This is a genomic window from Paenibacillus illinoisensis NBRC 15959 (assembly GCF_004000925.1).
Classification (GTDB): Bacteria; Bacillota; Bacilli; order Paenibacillales; family Paenibacillaceae; genus Paenibacillus; species Paenibacillus illinoisensis.
In genome coordinates, this window is sequence record NZ_BIME01000006.1 from 43,775 (window position 1) to 58,232 (window position 14,458).

Consider the following 14,458-nt stretch of genomic DNA (forward strand, 5'->3'; position numbering starts at 1 on the left):
GGATGATATTATACTAATAACATCTTAATACACATTAAACTTATCGGATTTATATACAATCAAAAATGAACGAGTAACGGCAAGAATGGAAAGGGGAAATTAGCATGGAGCGTCAGATCAGTATCCGTCATGGACAGGAAGAACTAACAGCTACGATTCATTATCCCGTAGTTAGGGATATCAAGGAGGGAAACCACCAGCAGCGTGTGCCTTTGGCCGTCATTTGCCATGGCTTTGTTGGCAGCCGCATTGGCGTGGATCGCCTGTTCGTGAAGACTGCACGTGAACTGGCTGAGGATGGATACCTGGTGCTGCGCTTCGATTACATCGGCTGCGGGGAGAGCAGCGGCGAGTATGGAGCTGAAGGGCTGGATTCCATGATCGCGCAGACTCGTTCTGTGCTGGATTATGCGGTGAACTGCAGCGATGTGGATCCAACCCGCGTGACCTTGATCGGTCACAGTCTGGGCGGAGCAGTCGCTCTGCTCACGGCCATCCGTGACAAACGTGTCAAGAATCTGGTCATGTGGTCTGCGGTGGGATATCCGTTCAATGACATCGTGAAGATTACGGGGCGTGAGGTGTACGATCTGGGTGTGAAGCAGGGCTCGGCTGATTATCTCGCTTATAAGTTCACGCCGGCTTTCTTTGAGTCTCTGGCTGAGCATCAACCGTTCCAGGAAGCTGTTAAGTTTAACGGCGATGTTCTGGTCGTGCACGGTACATCGGATGACATCATTCCTGTAGACTATGCTTTCCTATATCAGAAGGTATTCTGGATGCGCCAGGAAGGGCGCTGCGACAAGGAGATTATTTTCCAGGGGGATCATACCTTCTCTTCCGGCAAAGAGCGGGAGCAGCTGATCACGCGTACCCGGGAATGGCTCGGTGAACGTCAGAAGATTGAACAGGATTGGCAGCACTGGATGATCTAATGGTTTAGAGGACGTCTGAAGCAAATAAATATACAACGGAGTGGAGAACCAGAAAGGGCAGGTTTGAGCAGTTTCGGGATGTCAGCTTGGAAAAGCGCCTTCTAAGCGGTAGAATAGAGGAGTAGTATAGAAGCGTGACCATTCTATCCGTGTCTGGAGGTTGGCAGCAATGACATTACCCGCATTTTTCATTGCGCATGGTTCTCCCGCTATGGCGGTAGAGAGCAATGACTACACTCAATTTCTGAACCAGCTTGGAAACAGGCTGCCGGCTCCAAAAGCCATTGTCGTATTTACGGCGCATTGGGATTGTCCCGAGCCGTCCGTGACGATGGACGATACACATCAGACCTTGCATGATTTCTACGGATTCCCCTCTAATATGTATACAATCGATTATCCGGCACCAGGACAATCCGAACTTGCGAATGAGATCTGCGCTCTCTTTAGCCGCAGCAATCTCCCGCACCAGCCTGTTCGAGGCAGAGGTTTGGACCATGGAGTCTGGGTCCCGCTGCTGCATATGTATCCGCAGGCAAATATCCCTGTCGTTGTTGTGTCTGTAGATTCGCTGCGTTCACCGCAGGAGCAGTACGATATTGGCCGGATGCTGGAACAGCTGCGACATGACGATGTGCTGATCATAGGCAGTGGTGGTACCGTTCATAATCTGAGATTACTCGGTGGTAACGAGGATGAACCGCAGGATTGGGCGGTAGAGTTCGATGATTGGATGGAAGAGCGGCTGGAGAAATGGAACACGAGAGAGCTGTTTCAATATGACAAAAAAGCTCCAAATGCCCGGACTGCGGTTCCTTCTTATGGAACAGAGCATCTGGCACCCCTGTTCTATGCCATGGGTACAGCAGACATGTCCCGCAAGGCGAAGCGCTTGTTCCAGTCTTATCCGTACGGAACACTCAGTTTAAACTGCTGGCAATTCGGTGACGGCGTGTAACTTGGAGCAGACAAGAGGGATAGCTGTACAGTAATGCCCTCCCTATACGATGACATTCAGACATGAACCGCTAATGAATAATAAAAACAAAAGGTTCCTTTACCCAACAATACTTTGGGCGAAGGAACCTTTTTTGATGTAAGCCTATATCTATTTTCGAATTTCGAAGAACTCGCAGTCCGTGCGGGAATGATAGGCAAGTTCACTGACACTGGACTGGACAACAATCGTTTTGCTGTCAAAACGGATAATGACACCACCGGAATCAATCTGGTGGTTATCCTGAAATACCCGGATTTTGTGCTTCATATCCATGGCTTCCTGGAAGTCGGCATCCGTCTCAAGACGGCGTTGAGTGGGCATTAGCAGTACTCCTTTGGTCATAATCTATATGTTCATCATAATACGTGATTCCGTACAGGGGCAAGTCAGGCATGAAAAAGCCCCGTTCCCCGGGGGATGGGGAGCAGGGCTAGTATATCTGTTCGTGCTTTAAGCTGTTTTTTGGGTTGGATTCAAGGTTGGTGTATCTTTGGGATGATGGCCTTTGCCCCGGCTGAACAATCCGCGAAGGTAAGGCAGTACCCAACGATCCAAACCAATTTTACCAGCATTGGCACCAGCAACGACGAGGAAGATTTGCATCAGAACCAGTTGTGCATTCGTGCTCACGGTACCCGAGAAGAGGAACGCGAAGTTCATCACGAGGGCCATCAGTGCAGCCAGTGTGGTGAAGCAGCCAAGGATGAGACCGACACCTACCAGGAATTCACCAAGCGGGATGATGAAGTCGAACAATCCGGCATTTGGTACTGCGAATTTCTCAAGGAACGTTCCCCACCAAGCCTGAACGGTTGGGTTCTCGCCTGCTGCTTTCTCTACTGCTCCAGCGAGGAAACCGCCAGCCTGGAAGCCGCCTGTCAGTTTGCCCCATCCGTGAGTCATCCAGTCATAACCGATATACACCCGAAGTACTGTCAAAATCCACATTGCCACTTTGTTTTCTCTAAGCCATTGGTTGAAGCTGAACATATAAACCACTCCTTCATGGAATCTAGTGTGTGTTGTTTGTTTTGGTTTTTCTAAGTGATCACCTTTGATGTCTTTATTGTATAGTTCAAAAGTCTTTTTGTTTGTGATAAAAATCACAATCTAGTTCAAATTTTAAGTAAGCTTTGATGAGTTCACATTTAAGACATATATGATGACCAATTCATCGTTTCAATTCCTTGCTTTGGGGGTAGAAAATTGCCTTTATATCGAAGACAAATGGTGGTACGTGTGATTAAATGGAAAGAAAAACGTGAAATGGTTAACTGCATCCAGAAATAGTCACACCTTAGACCTAGGCCATTGTACAGGAGGTACAACGATTGAATTCATTCAAATGGAGTAAGGCAGCATCTGCTGCATCCTTGCTAATTCTCGCCATAAGCCTGGTAGCTTGTCAAAGTAAGGAAGCAGCGCAGCCGCCGGAGCCGGAAGCGATCCCTGCGCCTGTAGAAGTGGAACAAGAGACCCAAGAACCGGCAGTTCCGAAGTTCACCGCACCGCTGACCGGCTTGCCGGTTGAGGAGGCTGTTACGCAGAGACCGCTCGCGGTCATGATTAACAATGCACCTGCGGCCCGGCCCCAGTCCGGTCTGAGCTCGGCAGATATCATTATTGAGGTGCTCGCAGAGGGCGGAATTACCCGGTTCATTGCGATCTTCCAGAGTCAGGGCGGTACAGAGACCGTAGGACCCGTACGGAGTATTCGTCCGTATCTGATTGAACTGGGCGAGAGTTATGATGGTGTGCTTGTACATGCGGGCGGAAGTCCGGATGCCTACTCCATTTTGCAAAAGCAGCAGAAGCAGCACATGGATGAAATTTCGAACAGCGGACCTTACTTCTGGCGTTCTTCGGATCGGAAGGCACCGCACAATCTGTATACTTCAGCGGACAAGCTTCGAGAGGGAGCGGACATCAAGGGGTACAGCCACGATACCGAATCTCCCGTCTACATCTATAATGAGGAAGGCTCCACTACAGCAGGAGAACCTGCAGCTCAATTCGATATTCATTATTTATTGGATAGTTACCGGGTGACGTATGATTATGATGAAGTTAGCGGACGATATATGAGACTGGTGAATGGGAAGCCCGATCAGGATCAGGATAATGGAGAGCAGATTGGAGCAGCGAATATTATTGTAGCGGGCGCAGATCACAAGGTGCTCGACAGCGTTGGCCGATTGTCCGTCAATGTGGACCAGGGCGGAGAAGCGATGCTTTTTCAAAAAGGCAAGATGGTTCGCGGTCAGTGGGTGAAAAAACCGGGTGATATTATTCGTTTTGTACAAAATGGGACAGAGGCGGCCCTGGTTCCAGGTCAGACCTTTATCAGTATCGTTCCGAATCAACCTGACTTTGCAAGTCATATTGAACTCCAAAATCAAGCTCAAAATTAAGGTTGAATCTAAGATCAAATTCCTTCGCTTGCTTCATTAATTTGCGGACCAAAATCGAAAGTCGGATCCTGTCGGTTCGTGTTTTGTAAACGCAGTGTAAAATCTGAGCATCATTTTTCCATCCATTCCAAATAATTAAGATTCATTTCAGATTAATGTGATAAGAATATAAAAAAGGATCGCAGCTTTTGTACAAACCATGAAACAAATATGATAAGATATCAAAGGTTGTCATTTCATGTTTCACGGTTATCAGCAATTTCTCGTAAAGGGGATAGGACGATGAAGATAAAGAAGAAGGATATATTTTTCGAAACATTAGAGAATATGGCGGATACTGTCGTACAGGCAGCTGACTATTTCTCTGAGCATGTTTCCAACCTTCAGGATGTAACTCTGTTTACCAATGAAATGAAAAAATATGAGTCCAAGTGCGATGACTATGTGCATACGATCATTATGGAACTCAACAAAACATTCATTACGCCAATCGAGCGTGATGACATCATGGAATTGACAACAACACTTGATGACGTATTGGACGGGCTTGAAGCAACAGCTTCCCGTTTCTATATGTACCAACTGACTGATCCGGATGAATTCATCGTGCAGTTCGCTGAGATTTTGCGTCAATCGGCCTACGAAATTCAAAAAGCGATCCATTTGCTGTCCCAGAAAAAATTGCTGGCGATCCGCGAATATACCATTCGTCTGAACGATCTGGAGAACCAGGGCGACGAAGTATTGCGCATGTGCATCAAGCATCTCTTCGCTACCGTGTCTGATCCGATTGAACTGATCAAGCGCAAGGAAATTTACGAGCGTCTTGAGACGACAACGGATGCGTGTGAAGACGTAGCCAACATGCTGGAATCCATCATTATGCGTAATTCTTAAGGAGCCAGAGAATAATGGAAACAACGATTTGGGTATTAGGTATAGTCGTCTTCCTTGCGCTGGCGTTTGACTTCATCAACGGTTTTCACGACACTGCGAATGCCATTGCAACTTCGGTATCCACTCGGGCGCTAACCCCGCGCCGGGCGATCATTCTCGCAGCGGTCATGAACTTTGTCGGTGCGATGATGTTTACGGGAGTAGCGAAGACGATCGGAGGAAGCGTTACAGACCCCACGAAGCTGGATAACGGGATAGAGGTCGTCATAGTCACCTTGATTGCCGCAATTATCTGGAACCTCGTGACCTGGTGGTTTGGGATTCCTTCTTCTTCCTCACACGCATTGATCGGGGCACTTGCCGGTGCAGTATTTGTTGGTGCAGGTTCCGATAAAGTAAAATGGGGCGGCTTCATTGAGATCGTCGAGGGGCTTTTGTTATCCCCGCTGATTGCATTTGCCATAGGTTATGTGGTCATGACCATTCTCAAATATATTTTTGCCAAACGCAGTCCGCACACCGTGAACAAGGGTTTCCGTACAGTACAGATTTTCACGGCTGCGCTGCAGGCGTTCACACATGGTACGAATGATGCTCAGAAGGCCATGGGGATTATCACATTTGCGCTCGTCGCAGCAGGTGTGCAGGATCATCTTGAAGTTCCGCTGTGGGTTAAAATCTCTGCGGCAACGGCGATGGCACTGGGTACTTCCATCGGTGGTTGGAAAATCATCAAAACGATGGGAACCAAAATCTTCAAAATTGAACCGATTAACGGTTTTGCTGCCGATTTATCCGCGGCTTCCGTTATATTCACGGCAACATTGCTGCATCTTCCAGTAAGTACAACGCACGCGATTACATCCGCCATTCTGGGTGTAGGTTCTGCTAAGCGTTTCTCGGCTGTAAAATGGGGCTTGGCCGGACGTATCATTATTACGTGGTTCATCACCATTCCGATTACGGCTGTACTCGCAGGCTTGCTGTACTGGATTATTTTCTAAGAACGTGATCCGGAGGCAAATTCGGTTCCGACAGGCACAGCTGTTCATAACTGTGTGAATATCGGGATATGTGGACAATTTTTTAATCATAAGATAGAGAAGCCTGTGCACGAACGTGTGGACAGGCTGGATATGTGGATAGCCATCCGTGGAATGATAAACCAAACGTTAGATTATCCTGTGAATACAGGGAACTGTGGATAGGGAATGAGAGAAGCCAACAGGGTTGGCTTTTTTTGTTGTCCCTGCAGCAAGAGGTTATGTGGATAATATGGATGTTATGCGTTGGCAGGAGACGGTTCGAGGATTAAGTTATACAATAGCGTAAAGGATATAGGACAAGGACGTGGTCTAATTTATGATTCGTACACTCGCCATCACAAGAGATCATCAGGTCTCCATCAACACTCCGCTGACACAGCTGGACCTGCAGGATTATGCCTGGGTCTGGGCAGATTTCAACCAGCCTTCGGAGGAAGAAAGCCGATTGCTGGATACATATTTTCATTTTCACCCCTTAGCGATCGAGGATTGTCTGCATGTGCTGCAGCGCCCGAAGCTGGACTATTACGACAATTTACAGTTCCTTGTGCTGCACGCGCTTAATCCAGCTACACTGGAAGCGGAAGAAGTGGATCTGTTCCTGGGGTCGAACTTCCTCGTTTCCTTTCACCATGGTGTATTGGAAGAAGTGGATGAAGCATGGGAACGGATATTGCATCATGCACACGAACGCACCATATGGGCACGTGGACCGGTGGCCGCTGCCTATACCGTGATGGACAAGCTTGTCGATCATTACTTCCCATCGCTGTTTGCGATTGAGGATGAGCTAGCTGAACTGGAGAACCGGGGGAGCCAGGAATCGGTGGAAGACTTGATGAATCAAGTGTTTGACCTGCGCAGCCGGCTGCTGAAGCTTAGACGAACCGTGGTACCCATGCGGGATCTGCTCTACCGGGTCGTCAACTCGCAGCACGTGCAGCGGACGGGGGAGCATACTGCGTATTTTACAGATATCTATGACCATCTGCTGAAGCTGACGGACATGATCGAGGCAGATCGGGAGATGACCTCGGACCTGCGGGACAGTTATATTTCCCTGAACTCCAACCGGATGAATCAGATCATGAAGACACTCACCGTTATTACAACGGTATTCATGCCGCTGACGCTGATTGCCGGAATTTATGGCATGAACTTCGCCTATATGCCGGAGCTTCAGTGGAAGTTCGGATATGGTGCAGTGCTGCTGCTGATGTTTGTGCTCGGTGGCAGCATGGTGGCTTGGTTTGTTAAAAGAGGCTGGTTTAAATAAAAGATGTATATAGAAAATGTATTATGGATAAGTAAATAAGATGTGATCAAGCGATGATCTTCTTTTGTCTGTTGTAGCAGCGCAAAAGAGATCATCGCTTGTGTCTTCCCAAATAGATTGATTGTTGAAGAGAGTTAGGTACTGGTGTTGCAGTTCGAATCTTCGAGATCAGGATGTTCCGAAAGTTCCCGGTAATGCTGGAGCTTATAGGCTATGATCTCTGATGTTTCATGTAAATTAGCTATATCTTGCTGAATCTTACGCTGATGTTCCTCAAGGATCGCGTATCTGACTGATAGGGTATCGGCACCTTGCTCAGACAGCTCGCGGTAATGTTTCATCTGTTCAATGGTCATCCCGGTGGCTTTCAGTCGGGTCAAAAAAATAATGCCGAGAATCTGGTCTTTGCTGTATTGCCGATGTCCGTTTGTTTTGCGTTCTGCATAGGGGAGCAGCCCCACCTTTTCATAATAGCGGATCGTATCTTCCGTCAGGCCCGTATGCAGAGCAGCTTCGCGAATCGATGTAACGATGTCGGGTATGTCATGCATGTCATGCAACTCCTCAGTATCGAATTTACCAAGGTATTTCTCCATTATTCCCATAGAATCCTCCTGTCGGGCCATCGTCCCCGAGAACAGCCAGCTCCAGAACTGTAGCCGCTGCTTGCTGCACGGTATTGATTCCTGTAAAACCGTTTAGATCGGTTGCTGTAAAGCCTGGATCGACAGAGTTAATCTTAAGCGACGTATCTCTGAATTCCTTGGCAAGAGTAACGGTAAACATGTTAACGGCTGCTTTGCTGCTGTTGTAAGCGAGCAGATTGAATTGTGCATGTTCATGCTCAGGATCACTATTGTAGGCGAGTGAGCCCAGACCGCTTGTCAGGTTAACGATTCGTCCTGCAGGAGACTGCTGCACTAAGGGTAACATGGCCTGGGTTACGGATATCATGCCGAAGAAGTTCGTGTTATAGGTTTCTCGTATATCATCCACAGCGATTAAGCTTGGCGGGGTAGCTCCACCCACAGAGATCCCTGCGTTATTGATCAGAATGTCGAGCGAGCCATACGTTTGTTCAATGTGACTGACGGCTGTCTCAATGGTTCTTTGACTCGTAACATCAAGCTCGATTCCATAGGCTTCGATTCCCTCGTTTAGTAGTCTCTGTGCGGCTTCCTCGCCTTTACGCATGTCTCTCGCTCCGAGGAGAACAACATAACCCATATTTCCCAACTGCCGGGCCGTTTCGAATCCGATTCCTTTGTTTGCTCCCGTAATGAGGGCGGTCTTTTTAATTTGCATCGTTTATTCCTCTTTTCATTAATAATGGTGAAGCATGTAGGTGATGATCTCCGAATGGTACAACTTGGAGTATGCTCCAAGTCAACAGATGATTTTGGAGGAGACGTACATAGGGGAAATGAGGGGGAAAAATAAATAACCGAAGCGCGTCTGTGACAGACAGGGCATTCGGTTAAAGGGAAATATCAATCCTATCCACATGTGAATATCTTTTTATCCGTAGTTGTGAGCTGTGAATAACTCATGGACGCAATTCGGTTGTTATTCTTCAAGAACGAAAGCTGCCGAAGCAGTGGGTTGTCCGTTGACCACAATCGTTAATGTGTGAAGCCCGGCATAGTAACGTCTGGTGGTAATCACCTTGAACGATTGCTTTGTAGAGACCTTGCTTCTCCCCGCAGGATATGTTTTATCCGAGCATTTGAAACGTTTGGGGGCCTGCTTGCCACTCGCCTTCATATATCCAATCTCATATTCAATCCGCAGCATTTGAGGCTGCCCACTCTCATTGACCACATCGAACGTGAATTCCAGCTCTTCACCAACGGCAATCGTATCCCGTGCAAGCTGAAGTTGCTCAACGTGCACCGCATCCTGCTCAACATAGCCAAAGAGGGCGAGGGCTTTGGGATGTCCCTTTTTGAGCAGTGAGCGGCTTGCATGGCGGACAATCCAGTCGGTATGTGGATGCTGACCGTACCAGGTGGAGGCCAGATCCAGAACCAGATCAGGATGGTCCTTCGAGATATCATTTAGATGGTTTGCTACGCTTTTCCGTACATAGAGGGACTCGTCCTGCTTCAAGGCATGGAGAATGGGAAGGGCTGGCGTTGGATCCGCAATCAAACTGCGCAGCTTGGAACCCCACGGCAGGCGAGGGCGACTGCCTTCGCTGGCAAGCCTGCGAATATGCTCGTTCTCACTGCTTGTCCATTCCATCATCCGTTTCAACGTCTCGATCGGATACCGTTCAATAAACGGGCGCACCGCGAACTCCGAGCTGGAATAAGGTGTGAAGACCGCCAGGTACTTCATGGACAATTCATAATGTTCAGGCGCGAGTCCGTTCACCTCGATAAAATCAGGGACAAACAAATACTCGACCCCTCGCAGCTGCGGTGCCGCCTGTTCGAGGACATGCAGCGCCTCCTCATAGGAAGAGGGTAGTACTTCGGTCAGTGCCAGTGTAATGCGGCGAATACGTGCCTTGAATTCTGCCTGTTCCCAGCCTTCGGCAAACACGAGATCACGAAAGTGTGCCTTGTCCAAGGCAGGGTAATATTGATACAGCAGTTCGCCGGTCCGATCAATTAATCCGGGCGTATATTTATCCTTAAACAGTTCCATGGTCCGCCTCCTTTATCTACTACCCAGTATACCTTAATTTACAGAAATAAGAACATAGGTTCTTGTGAATTTTATTTGAAATACTTTAAATCGGATAGGAGTGTACAGCTAAGGCAATAAGTGGGCATGCTCGTAAAAAAGGTGAAGGCACCTTCCTTATTCAAGGGAGAGGTGCCTGAGGAAAAGGTTAACGTTTGCTGCCTGAGGGACGGCGCTTGGTGGAAGTTGTTTTGCGACGAGTGGTGCTGCTGCTGCGGCGACGTGGTGTAGTCGTAGTAGACTTCTTGCGGCGTTTGCGCGGACGGCGAGGCGGTGTATATTCCTCATAGTCGACCTCTGCAGGGCTGCTGCTCTTGTTTTTCCCTTTTCCAAAAGGCAGAATGCCCATAACAAGCTTCATCATAGGAGCCATTTGCTGAATGCCGCCGACGACCTTCTGCATTTTTCCAATGCCGTTCATGATACCGTCGATTCCGCCGAAGCGGTCGATCATTCCTTTTAATTCACCTAGATTGGCCAGTGAGAACCCGGAACTGCTGGAAGCCGCAGGTGTCTCAACAGGTACTGGAGGAGCAACGGGTACACCGCCGCCATACAGGTTGCCGCCAGGTGCACCTTGACCATAAGGTACAAGTGCAGATGCTTCTACTTCACCGTACGCAGGATAATAGGGCTCTACCCCTGGGTACATCGGCTGAACTTGGGTTTCATTCAATGAACGCTGTACCGCACCGGGCGGAGCATAGCCAGAAGTGTGCGCCTGTCGCTGTGAATAGGAAGACGGACGCTGCCGTGGTGTGGGCTGGCGATGATAATAATGCTGTGGCATGAACGATCACGTTCCTTCTATATTGGATTTCGGAAATGCGTTCCTTCAACTGTCAGGTCCATGGGCGTGAACAGACCTTGATGGAACTCCCTTTTGCTATACTGTATGTCATTCGCGGAGAGACGGCGTAGGCGGGTGTCACGGAAAACGGGATATTTGCGGAATTGGGCGCAGGGGACAAGGAGAGATTTATAATCATCGAAAAGGGAAGCTTGTACACAAAATTGTAACAATTAGAAGGGTTAAATCCCTACATAAGTAATCGGGAATATGCAGGTGAAAAATGGGATTTATTGCGGTAATATCGGGTGGTGTCCACCAGTGGAGGACAATAGTACCTAATGGAAGCGGTAACATGTATTTTTATTCTGCAGTGCGTGAAATCGTTAACGCTTGAAATACCAACTCAGTGTGAGTACAATGAAGGTACACAGTAACCGCTAGGGGATGATGATGAAATGCAGCTGAAAAAGCTAAATGATAAAAGTATTGAACAACTATTCGAGGCCATTCTCACTCTGAAAGATATTGAGGAGTGCTACGTGTTTTTTGATGACCTCTGCACGGTAAACGAGATTCAATCCATGTCCCAGCGGCTGGAAGTTGCCCGCATGCTTGGCAAAGGCAACACGTATAATCAGATTGAAGCAGAGACAGGAGCTAGTACAGCTACCATCTCCCGCGTGAAGCGCTGCCTGAACTACGGCAATGATGGTTATAAAATGACATTGGAACGTCTGGGTCGCTAAGATGAAGAAACCGGGTGTACTGATCATTAGTCACGGTTCTCAGGAGCAGACCTGGGTAGAATCCGTCGATGACGCGGTCTCCCGGCTTAATCTGCCTGACGATCTGCCTGTTGAAGCTTCATTTCTTGAACTTGTGGAAGGACGCCTGATCCAGGACGGTATCAACCGACTGGAAGCACAGGCTGTAACCGATATATTGGTCGTACCGCTTTTCGTTTCGTCTGGCAGCACACATGTGGATGAAATTGAATATGCGATCGGCGCGAAGGAAGCGCCGGAACGGGAAACGGATCTGGAACCCTTTCAGGTAACTGCAAGGGTACACTTCGGTTATCCTGTGGATAACGATCCGGATATTGCCGTGATGGTGTGGGATAAGGTGAAATCGATGTCCCGGGAGCCGAAGCAGGAGACGATTCTGCTTGTTGGACACGGGAGCATTCACGATGGATTCCGTCAGCGCTGGGAGTCAGGCATCTCCTCACTCGCGCAGCGGGTACAGGATGTCAGTGGCGTTGCCCATACGGATTATGCACTCCTCAATCCGGAGAGTGTATATGACAAGGCAAAATACTGGAGCCAGGAGCAGGGAACCCGCGTTATTGTGGCGCCGCTGTTTTTGAGTGCCGGTTATTTTACCATGAACGTCATTCCAGGCAGGCTGAAGGAGCTGGACTATGCCTACAGCGGTGAGACGCTGCTGCCGCATCCGCTCCTGGGAAACTGGCTGGAGCGTCAAATTCAACTTTTACTGGACAAATGCAATGAGGGTAAGGCCCTTTCTTAAGAAGGGGACGAGCACTTTAAAATTATAGACAAGGAAACCACGTCCGCCGGACGTGGTTTTCTTATTGCTGATGTTGCTTGTGAGGGGGAGCTTATCCTTGAACCACGAGTGCAGGCAGGCTCAGATGGAGCTCCAAGAACGCAATTAACTGATCGACCATATCCTCCGCAGAATAAGGCATGGCATTCATAATCCACCATTCCATCAGACCCACGGCAGCAGAAGCGAGGAACTGTATAGTGATCTCTTTGCTCATGCCTCCCTGAACGCCGCACGCATCCATCTGTTCCTCGACGCCCTGAATCATAATCGTCATGAGTTTGCTCCGGAAGGCGGGAATCCCCTTTTTCGTTAATAGTGTGGTATAGATGGATGCATGTTCCTCGAGATAAAGGAAGGTTCGCAGCAGTGCGTCCTTTGCCGTCATTGGCGTTAGATAATGATCGATCATACAGCTGTCCACCAATTGCTGCAGGTACGTCTCGATACAGCGGTCCAGCAGATCGAACTTGTCTGTATAGTGCAGATAGATCGTTCCCCGGTTAACATTGGCCCGATCTGCGATATCATTGATTGTCATTTGTTCGAAATCCTTCTCATCCAGCAATCCAACAAATGCCTCCATGATGGCCTTTCTGGTTTTAAGTACGCGTCTATCCATGGCGCCTCCTCTATATGTTTCTTCGATTTCTGTATATTTCTATGAATGGCTTACTCTTTTCAACAAAAAGGAGTATTTCGTTGATTATTCAACGAAAGCGGTTTTTTTAGCGATTGAAGCCCGAAAGCTGCTTTGTTACTCTTATTTTATCAACAAATGTTCATAAAGCAACGATTATTCATCATAACGAAACTGAGGGGAATCGAATGAAAATATTGGTCTATGGTGCGGGTGTGCTAGGCAGTCAGCTGGCCCACGTTCTGGTACGTGGAGGAAATGACGTTACGGTTATGGCGAGAGGGAAACGGGCGGAGGAATTGGAGAGGGATGGCGTGGTCATTCGGCATGTATTTCAGTTTAGAACGACGGTTGATCCGGTTCGGGTAACAAGAGAATTAAAAGCGGAAGATGTTTACGATCTCATTTTCGTGGTCATGAAATATAATGATTTTCCTTCGGTGTTACCTATTCTAGCGAATAACCGGAGCACCAACATCGTGATTGTAGGCAACAATGCAGATGCGCGAAGTATGCAGACCTATCTCGAAGACAACAGCCCAGTGGATAAGCGAGTCGCGTTTGGTTTTCACGTTAGCGGCGGGAAGCGTCACAAAGATCGGATGATGTCCATAGGAGGGGGAAAGGGACTGATGGTGATTGGCGCACTGGACGGTAAGATTCTACCTCTGCTGGATCAGGCCTTTGCAAAAGCAAAGTATAAGCTGGATGTGATGAAGGATATCGACGCTTGGCTGAAGAGTCATCTCATCCCGATTCTAATGCTGAATGCGGTAAGCTTCAATGAAGAGCGAGAGTTGAAGAAGCTGGAGGGAAGCCGAGAGCAGCTCCTGCACATGATCGGCGCCTTGGATGAGGGAATTGCTGTACTGGAGGCGATGGGCATCGACATGATTCCGCGAGCACAGGCGAAGCTGATCCGCAAGCATAAGCGGCTGCTTTATCTTTTGCTGAAGATTTACAGCATGCTTCCGGTGCATAAGCTCGTTGCAGGTTCTTATGGCGAAATAGAGGCAATGGACCGAGCATTTACCGATTGGAAAAGCGTCACGAAAGTTCCTACACCCCATTGGGATGCACTCCGAAGGGATTTTACCATCCTATAATAAGATATGCATATGTTCAAATCATCTTTCTGTTGCTCAAAACTTCGATCCCGATTACAATAAAACCAACTAATAAAATGGGGATAAGGAG

General features: G+C 48.3%; 16 protein-coding genes. 9 read left to right on the top strand and 7 right to left on the bottom strand.

All coding sequences use genetic code 11. From position 1 onward, the window contains the following. Positions 1 to 104 precede the first annotated feature (104 nt). Both PIL01S_RS15870 and PIL01S_RS15875 read left to right on the top strand, forming a co-directional pair. Positions 105 to 935, top strand: a complete 831-nt coding sequence (locus tag PIL01S_RS15870) for an alpha/beta hydrolase (RefSeq protein WP_095288477.1) — start codon at positions 105 to 107, stop codon at positions 933 to 935. 169 nt (positions 936 to 1,104) lie between these two features. Beyond that, the gene (locus tag PIL01S_RS15875) at positions 1,105 to 1,893 is read left to right on the top strand and encodes a DODA-type extradiol aromatic ring-opening family dioxygenase (protein WP_127538341.1); all 789 of its coding nucleotides are present in this window, start codon (positions 1,105 to 1,107) and stop codon (positions 1,891 to 1,893) included. 150 nt (positions 1,894 to 2,043) lie between these two features. Here the strand turns inward: PIL01S_RS15875 and PIL01S_RS15880 are convergent, their stop codons facing one another. Further along, the gene (locus PIL01S_RS15880) at positions 2,044 to 2,256 is read right to left on the bottom strand and encodes a hypothetical protein (protein ID WP_127538342.1); all 213 of its coding nucleotides are present in this window, start codon (positions 2,254 to 2,256) and stop codon (positions 2,044 to 2,046) included. A 129-nt stretch (positions 2,257 to 2,385) separates the two neighbouring features. After that, on the bottom strand, positions 2,386 to 2,925 hold the full coding sequence (locus PIL01S_RS15885) for a DoxX family protein (RefSeq protein WP_127538343.1): 540 nt from the start codon (positions 2,923 to 2,925) through the stop codon (positions 2,386 to 2,388). A gap of 341 nt (positions 2,926 to 3,266) precedes the next feature. On the opposite strand from PIL01S_RS15885, the gene PIL01S_RS15890 reads away from it, so the two are divergent. From PIL01S_RS15890 to corA, 4 genes are all read left to right on the top strand, one after another. Continuing rightward, positions 3,267 to 4,346 carry a DUF3048 domain-containing protein gene (locus PIL01S_RS15890; protein ID WP_127538344.1) on the top strand — a complete coding sequence of 360 codons (1,080 nt, stop codon included), beginning with the start codon at positions 3,267 to 3,269 and terminating at the stop codon, positions 4,344 to 4,346. A 282-nt stretch (positions 4,347 to 4,628) separates the two neighbouring features. Further along, on the top strand, positions 4,629 to 5,243 hold the full coding sequence (locus PIL01S_RS15895; protein ID WP_095288482.1) for a DUF47 domain-containing protein: 615 nt from the start codon (positions 4,629 to 4,631) through the stop codon (positions 5,241 to 5,243). Positions 5,244 to 5,257: 14 nt separating this feature from the next. Further along, on the top strand, positions 5,258 to 6,247 hold the full coding sequence (locus PIL01S_RS15900; RefSeq protein WP_095288483.1) for an inorganic phosphate transporter: 990 nt from the start codon (positions 5,258 to 5,260) through the stop codon (positions 6,245 to 6,247). Between the two features lie 358 nt (positions 6,248 to 6,605). Further along, on the top strand, positions 6,606 to 7,565 hold the full coding sequence (gene corA / locus PIL01S_RS15905; protein ID WP_127538345.1) for a magnesium/cobalt transporter CorA: 960 nt from the start codon (positions 6,606 to 6,608) through the stop codon (positions 7,563 to 7,565). A gap of 134 nt (positions 7,566 to 7,699) precedes the next feature. Here the strand turns inward: corA and PIL01S_RS15910 are convergent, their stop codons facing one another. From PIL01S_RS15910 to PIL01S_RS15925, 4 genes are all read right to left on the bottom strand, one after another. Next, positions 7,700 to 8,170: a MerR family transcriptional regulator gene (locus tag PIL01S_RS15910; RefSeq protein ID WP_246058337.1), complete on the bottom strand. Its 471-nt coding sequence runs from the start codon at positions 8,168 to 8,170 to the stop codon at positions 7,700 to 7,702. Beyond that, the gene (locus PIL01S_RS15915) at positions 8,142 to 8,870 is read right to left on the bottom strand and encodes an SDR family oxidoreductase (RefSeq protein WP_127538346.1); all 729 of its coding nucleotides are present in this window, start codon (positions 8,868 to 8,870) and stop codon (positions 8,142 to 8,144) included. Before PIL01S_RS15915 ends, PIL01S_RS15910 begins: the two co-directional genes overlap by 29 nt. A gap of 261 nt (positions 8,871 to 9,131) precedes the next feature. After that, positions 9,132 to 10,217, bottom strand: a complete 1,086-nt coding sequence (locus PIL01S_RS15920) for a DNA alkylation repair protein (protein WP_127538347.1) — start codon at positions 10,215 to 10,217, stop codon at positions 9,132 to 9,134. Positions 10,218 to 10,404: 187 nt separating this feature from the next. Then, on the bottom strand, positions 10,405 to 11,046 hold the full coding sequence (locus PIL01S_RS15925; protein ID WP_127538348.1) for a hypothetical protein: 642 nt from the start codon (positions 11,044 to 11,046) through the stop codon (positions 10,405 to 10,407). A 458-nt stretch (positions 11,047 to 11,504) separates the two neighbouring features. Here PIL01S_RS15925 and PIL01S_RS15930 point away from each other — a divergent pair, with 458 nt between their 5' ends. After that, the gene (locus PIL01S_RS15930) at positions 11,505 to 11,795 is read left to right on the top strand and encodes a YerC/YecD family TrpR-related protein (RefSeq protein WP_017690665.1); all 291 of its coding nucleotides are present in this window, start codon (positions 11,505 to 11,507) and stop codon (positions 11,793 to 11,795) included. A 1-nt stretch (position 11,796) separates the two neighbouring features. Then, complete coding sequence (locus PIL01S_RS15935) at positions 11,797 to 12,582, top strand: sirohydrochlorin chelatase (RefSeq protein WP_127538349.1); 786 nt, start codon at positions 11,797 to 11,799, stop codon at positions 12,580 to 12,582. Between the two features lie 91 nt (positions 12,583 to 12,673). Here the strand turns inward: PIL01S_RS15935 and PIL01S_RS15940 are convergent, their stop codons facing one another. Beyond that, entirely contained in the window at positions 12,674 to 13,243 is a 570-nt protein-coding gene (locus tag PIL01S_RS15940) for a TetR/AcrR family transcriptional regulator (protein WP_127538350.1), read from the bottom strand. Between the two features lie 206 nt (positions 13,244 to 13,449). Between PIL01S_RS15940 and PIL01S_RS15945 the strand changes: the two genes are divergently transcribed. Then, positions 13,450 to 14,367, top strand: coding sequence for a ketopantoate reductase family protein (locus PIL01S_RS15945; protein ID WP_127538351.1), 918 nt, complete (start codon positions 13,450 to 13,452; stop codon positions 14,365 to 14,367). The last annotated feature ends 91 nt before the right edge of the window (positions 14,368 to 14,458 follow it).

What these genes read in the sequence shown, in the direction of transcription:
- PIL01S_RS15885 (WP_127538343.1), bottom strand. Translation starts at nt 2,925, where the DNA reads ATGTTCAGCTTCAACCAATGGCTTAGAGAAAACAAAGTGGCAATGTGG.
- PIL01S_RS15920 (WP_127538347.1), bottom strand. Translation starts at nt 10,217, where the DNA reads ATGGAACTGTTTAAGGATAAATATACGCCCGGATTAATTGATCGGACC.
- PIL01S_RS15945 (WP_127538351.1), top strand. Translation starts at nt 13,450, where the DNA reads ATGAAAATATTGGTCTATGGTGCGGGTGTGCTAGGCAGTCAGCTGGCC.
- PIL01S_RS15910 (WP_246058337.1), bottom strand. Translation starts at nt 8,170, where the DNA reads ATGGGAATAATGGAGAAATACCTTGGTAAATTCGATACTGAGGAGTTG.
- PIL01S_RS15895 (WP_095288482.1), top strand. Translation starts at nt 4,629, where the DNA reads ATGAAGATAAAGAAGAAGGATATATTTTTCGAAACATTAGAGAATATG.
- PIL01S_RS15925 (WP_127538348.1), bottom strand. Translation starts at nt 11,046, where the DNA reads ATGCCACAGCATTATTATCATCGCCAGCCCACACCACGGCAGCGTCCG.
- corA (WP_127538345.1), top strand. Translation starts at nt 6,606, where the DNA reads ATGATTCGTACACTCGCCATCACAAGAGATCATCAGGTCTCCATCAAC.
- PIL01S_RS15930 (WP_017690665.1), top strand. Translation starts at nt 11,505, where the DNA reads ATGCAGCTGAAAAAGCTAAATGATAAAAGTATTGAACAACTATTCGAG.
- PIL01S_RS15915 (WP_127538346.1), bottom strand. Translation starts at nt 8,870, where the DNA reads ATGCAAATTAAAAAGACCGCCCTCATTACGGGAGCAAACAAAGGAATC.
- PIL01S_RS15935 (WP_127538349.1), top strand. Translation starts at nt 11,797, where the DNA reads ATGAAGAAACCGGGTGTACTGATCATTAGTCACGGTTCTCAGGAGCAG.
- PIL01S_RS15875 (WP_127538341.1), top strand. Translation starts at nt 1,105, where the DNA reads ATGACATTACCCGCATTTTTCATTGCGCATGGTTCTCCCGCTATGGCG.
- PIL01S_RS15940 (WP_127538350.1), bottom strand. Translation starts at nt 13,243, where the DNA reads ATGGATAGACGCGTACTTAAAACCAGAAAGGCCATCATGGAGGCATTT.
- PIL01S_RS15900 (WP_095288483.1), top strand. Translation starts at nt 5,258, where the DNA reads ATGGAAACAACGATTTGGGTATTAGGTATAGTCGTCTTCCTTGCGCTG.
- PIL01S_RS15870 (WP_095288477.1), top strand. Translation starts at nt 105, where the DNA reads ATGGAGCGTCAGATCAGTATCCGTCATGGACAGGAAGAACTAACAGCT.
- PIL01S_RS15880 (WP_127538342.1), bottom strand. Translation starts at nt 2,256, where the DNA reads ATGCCCACTCAACGCCGTCTTGAGACGGATGCCGACTTCCAGGAAGCC.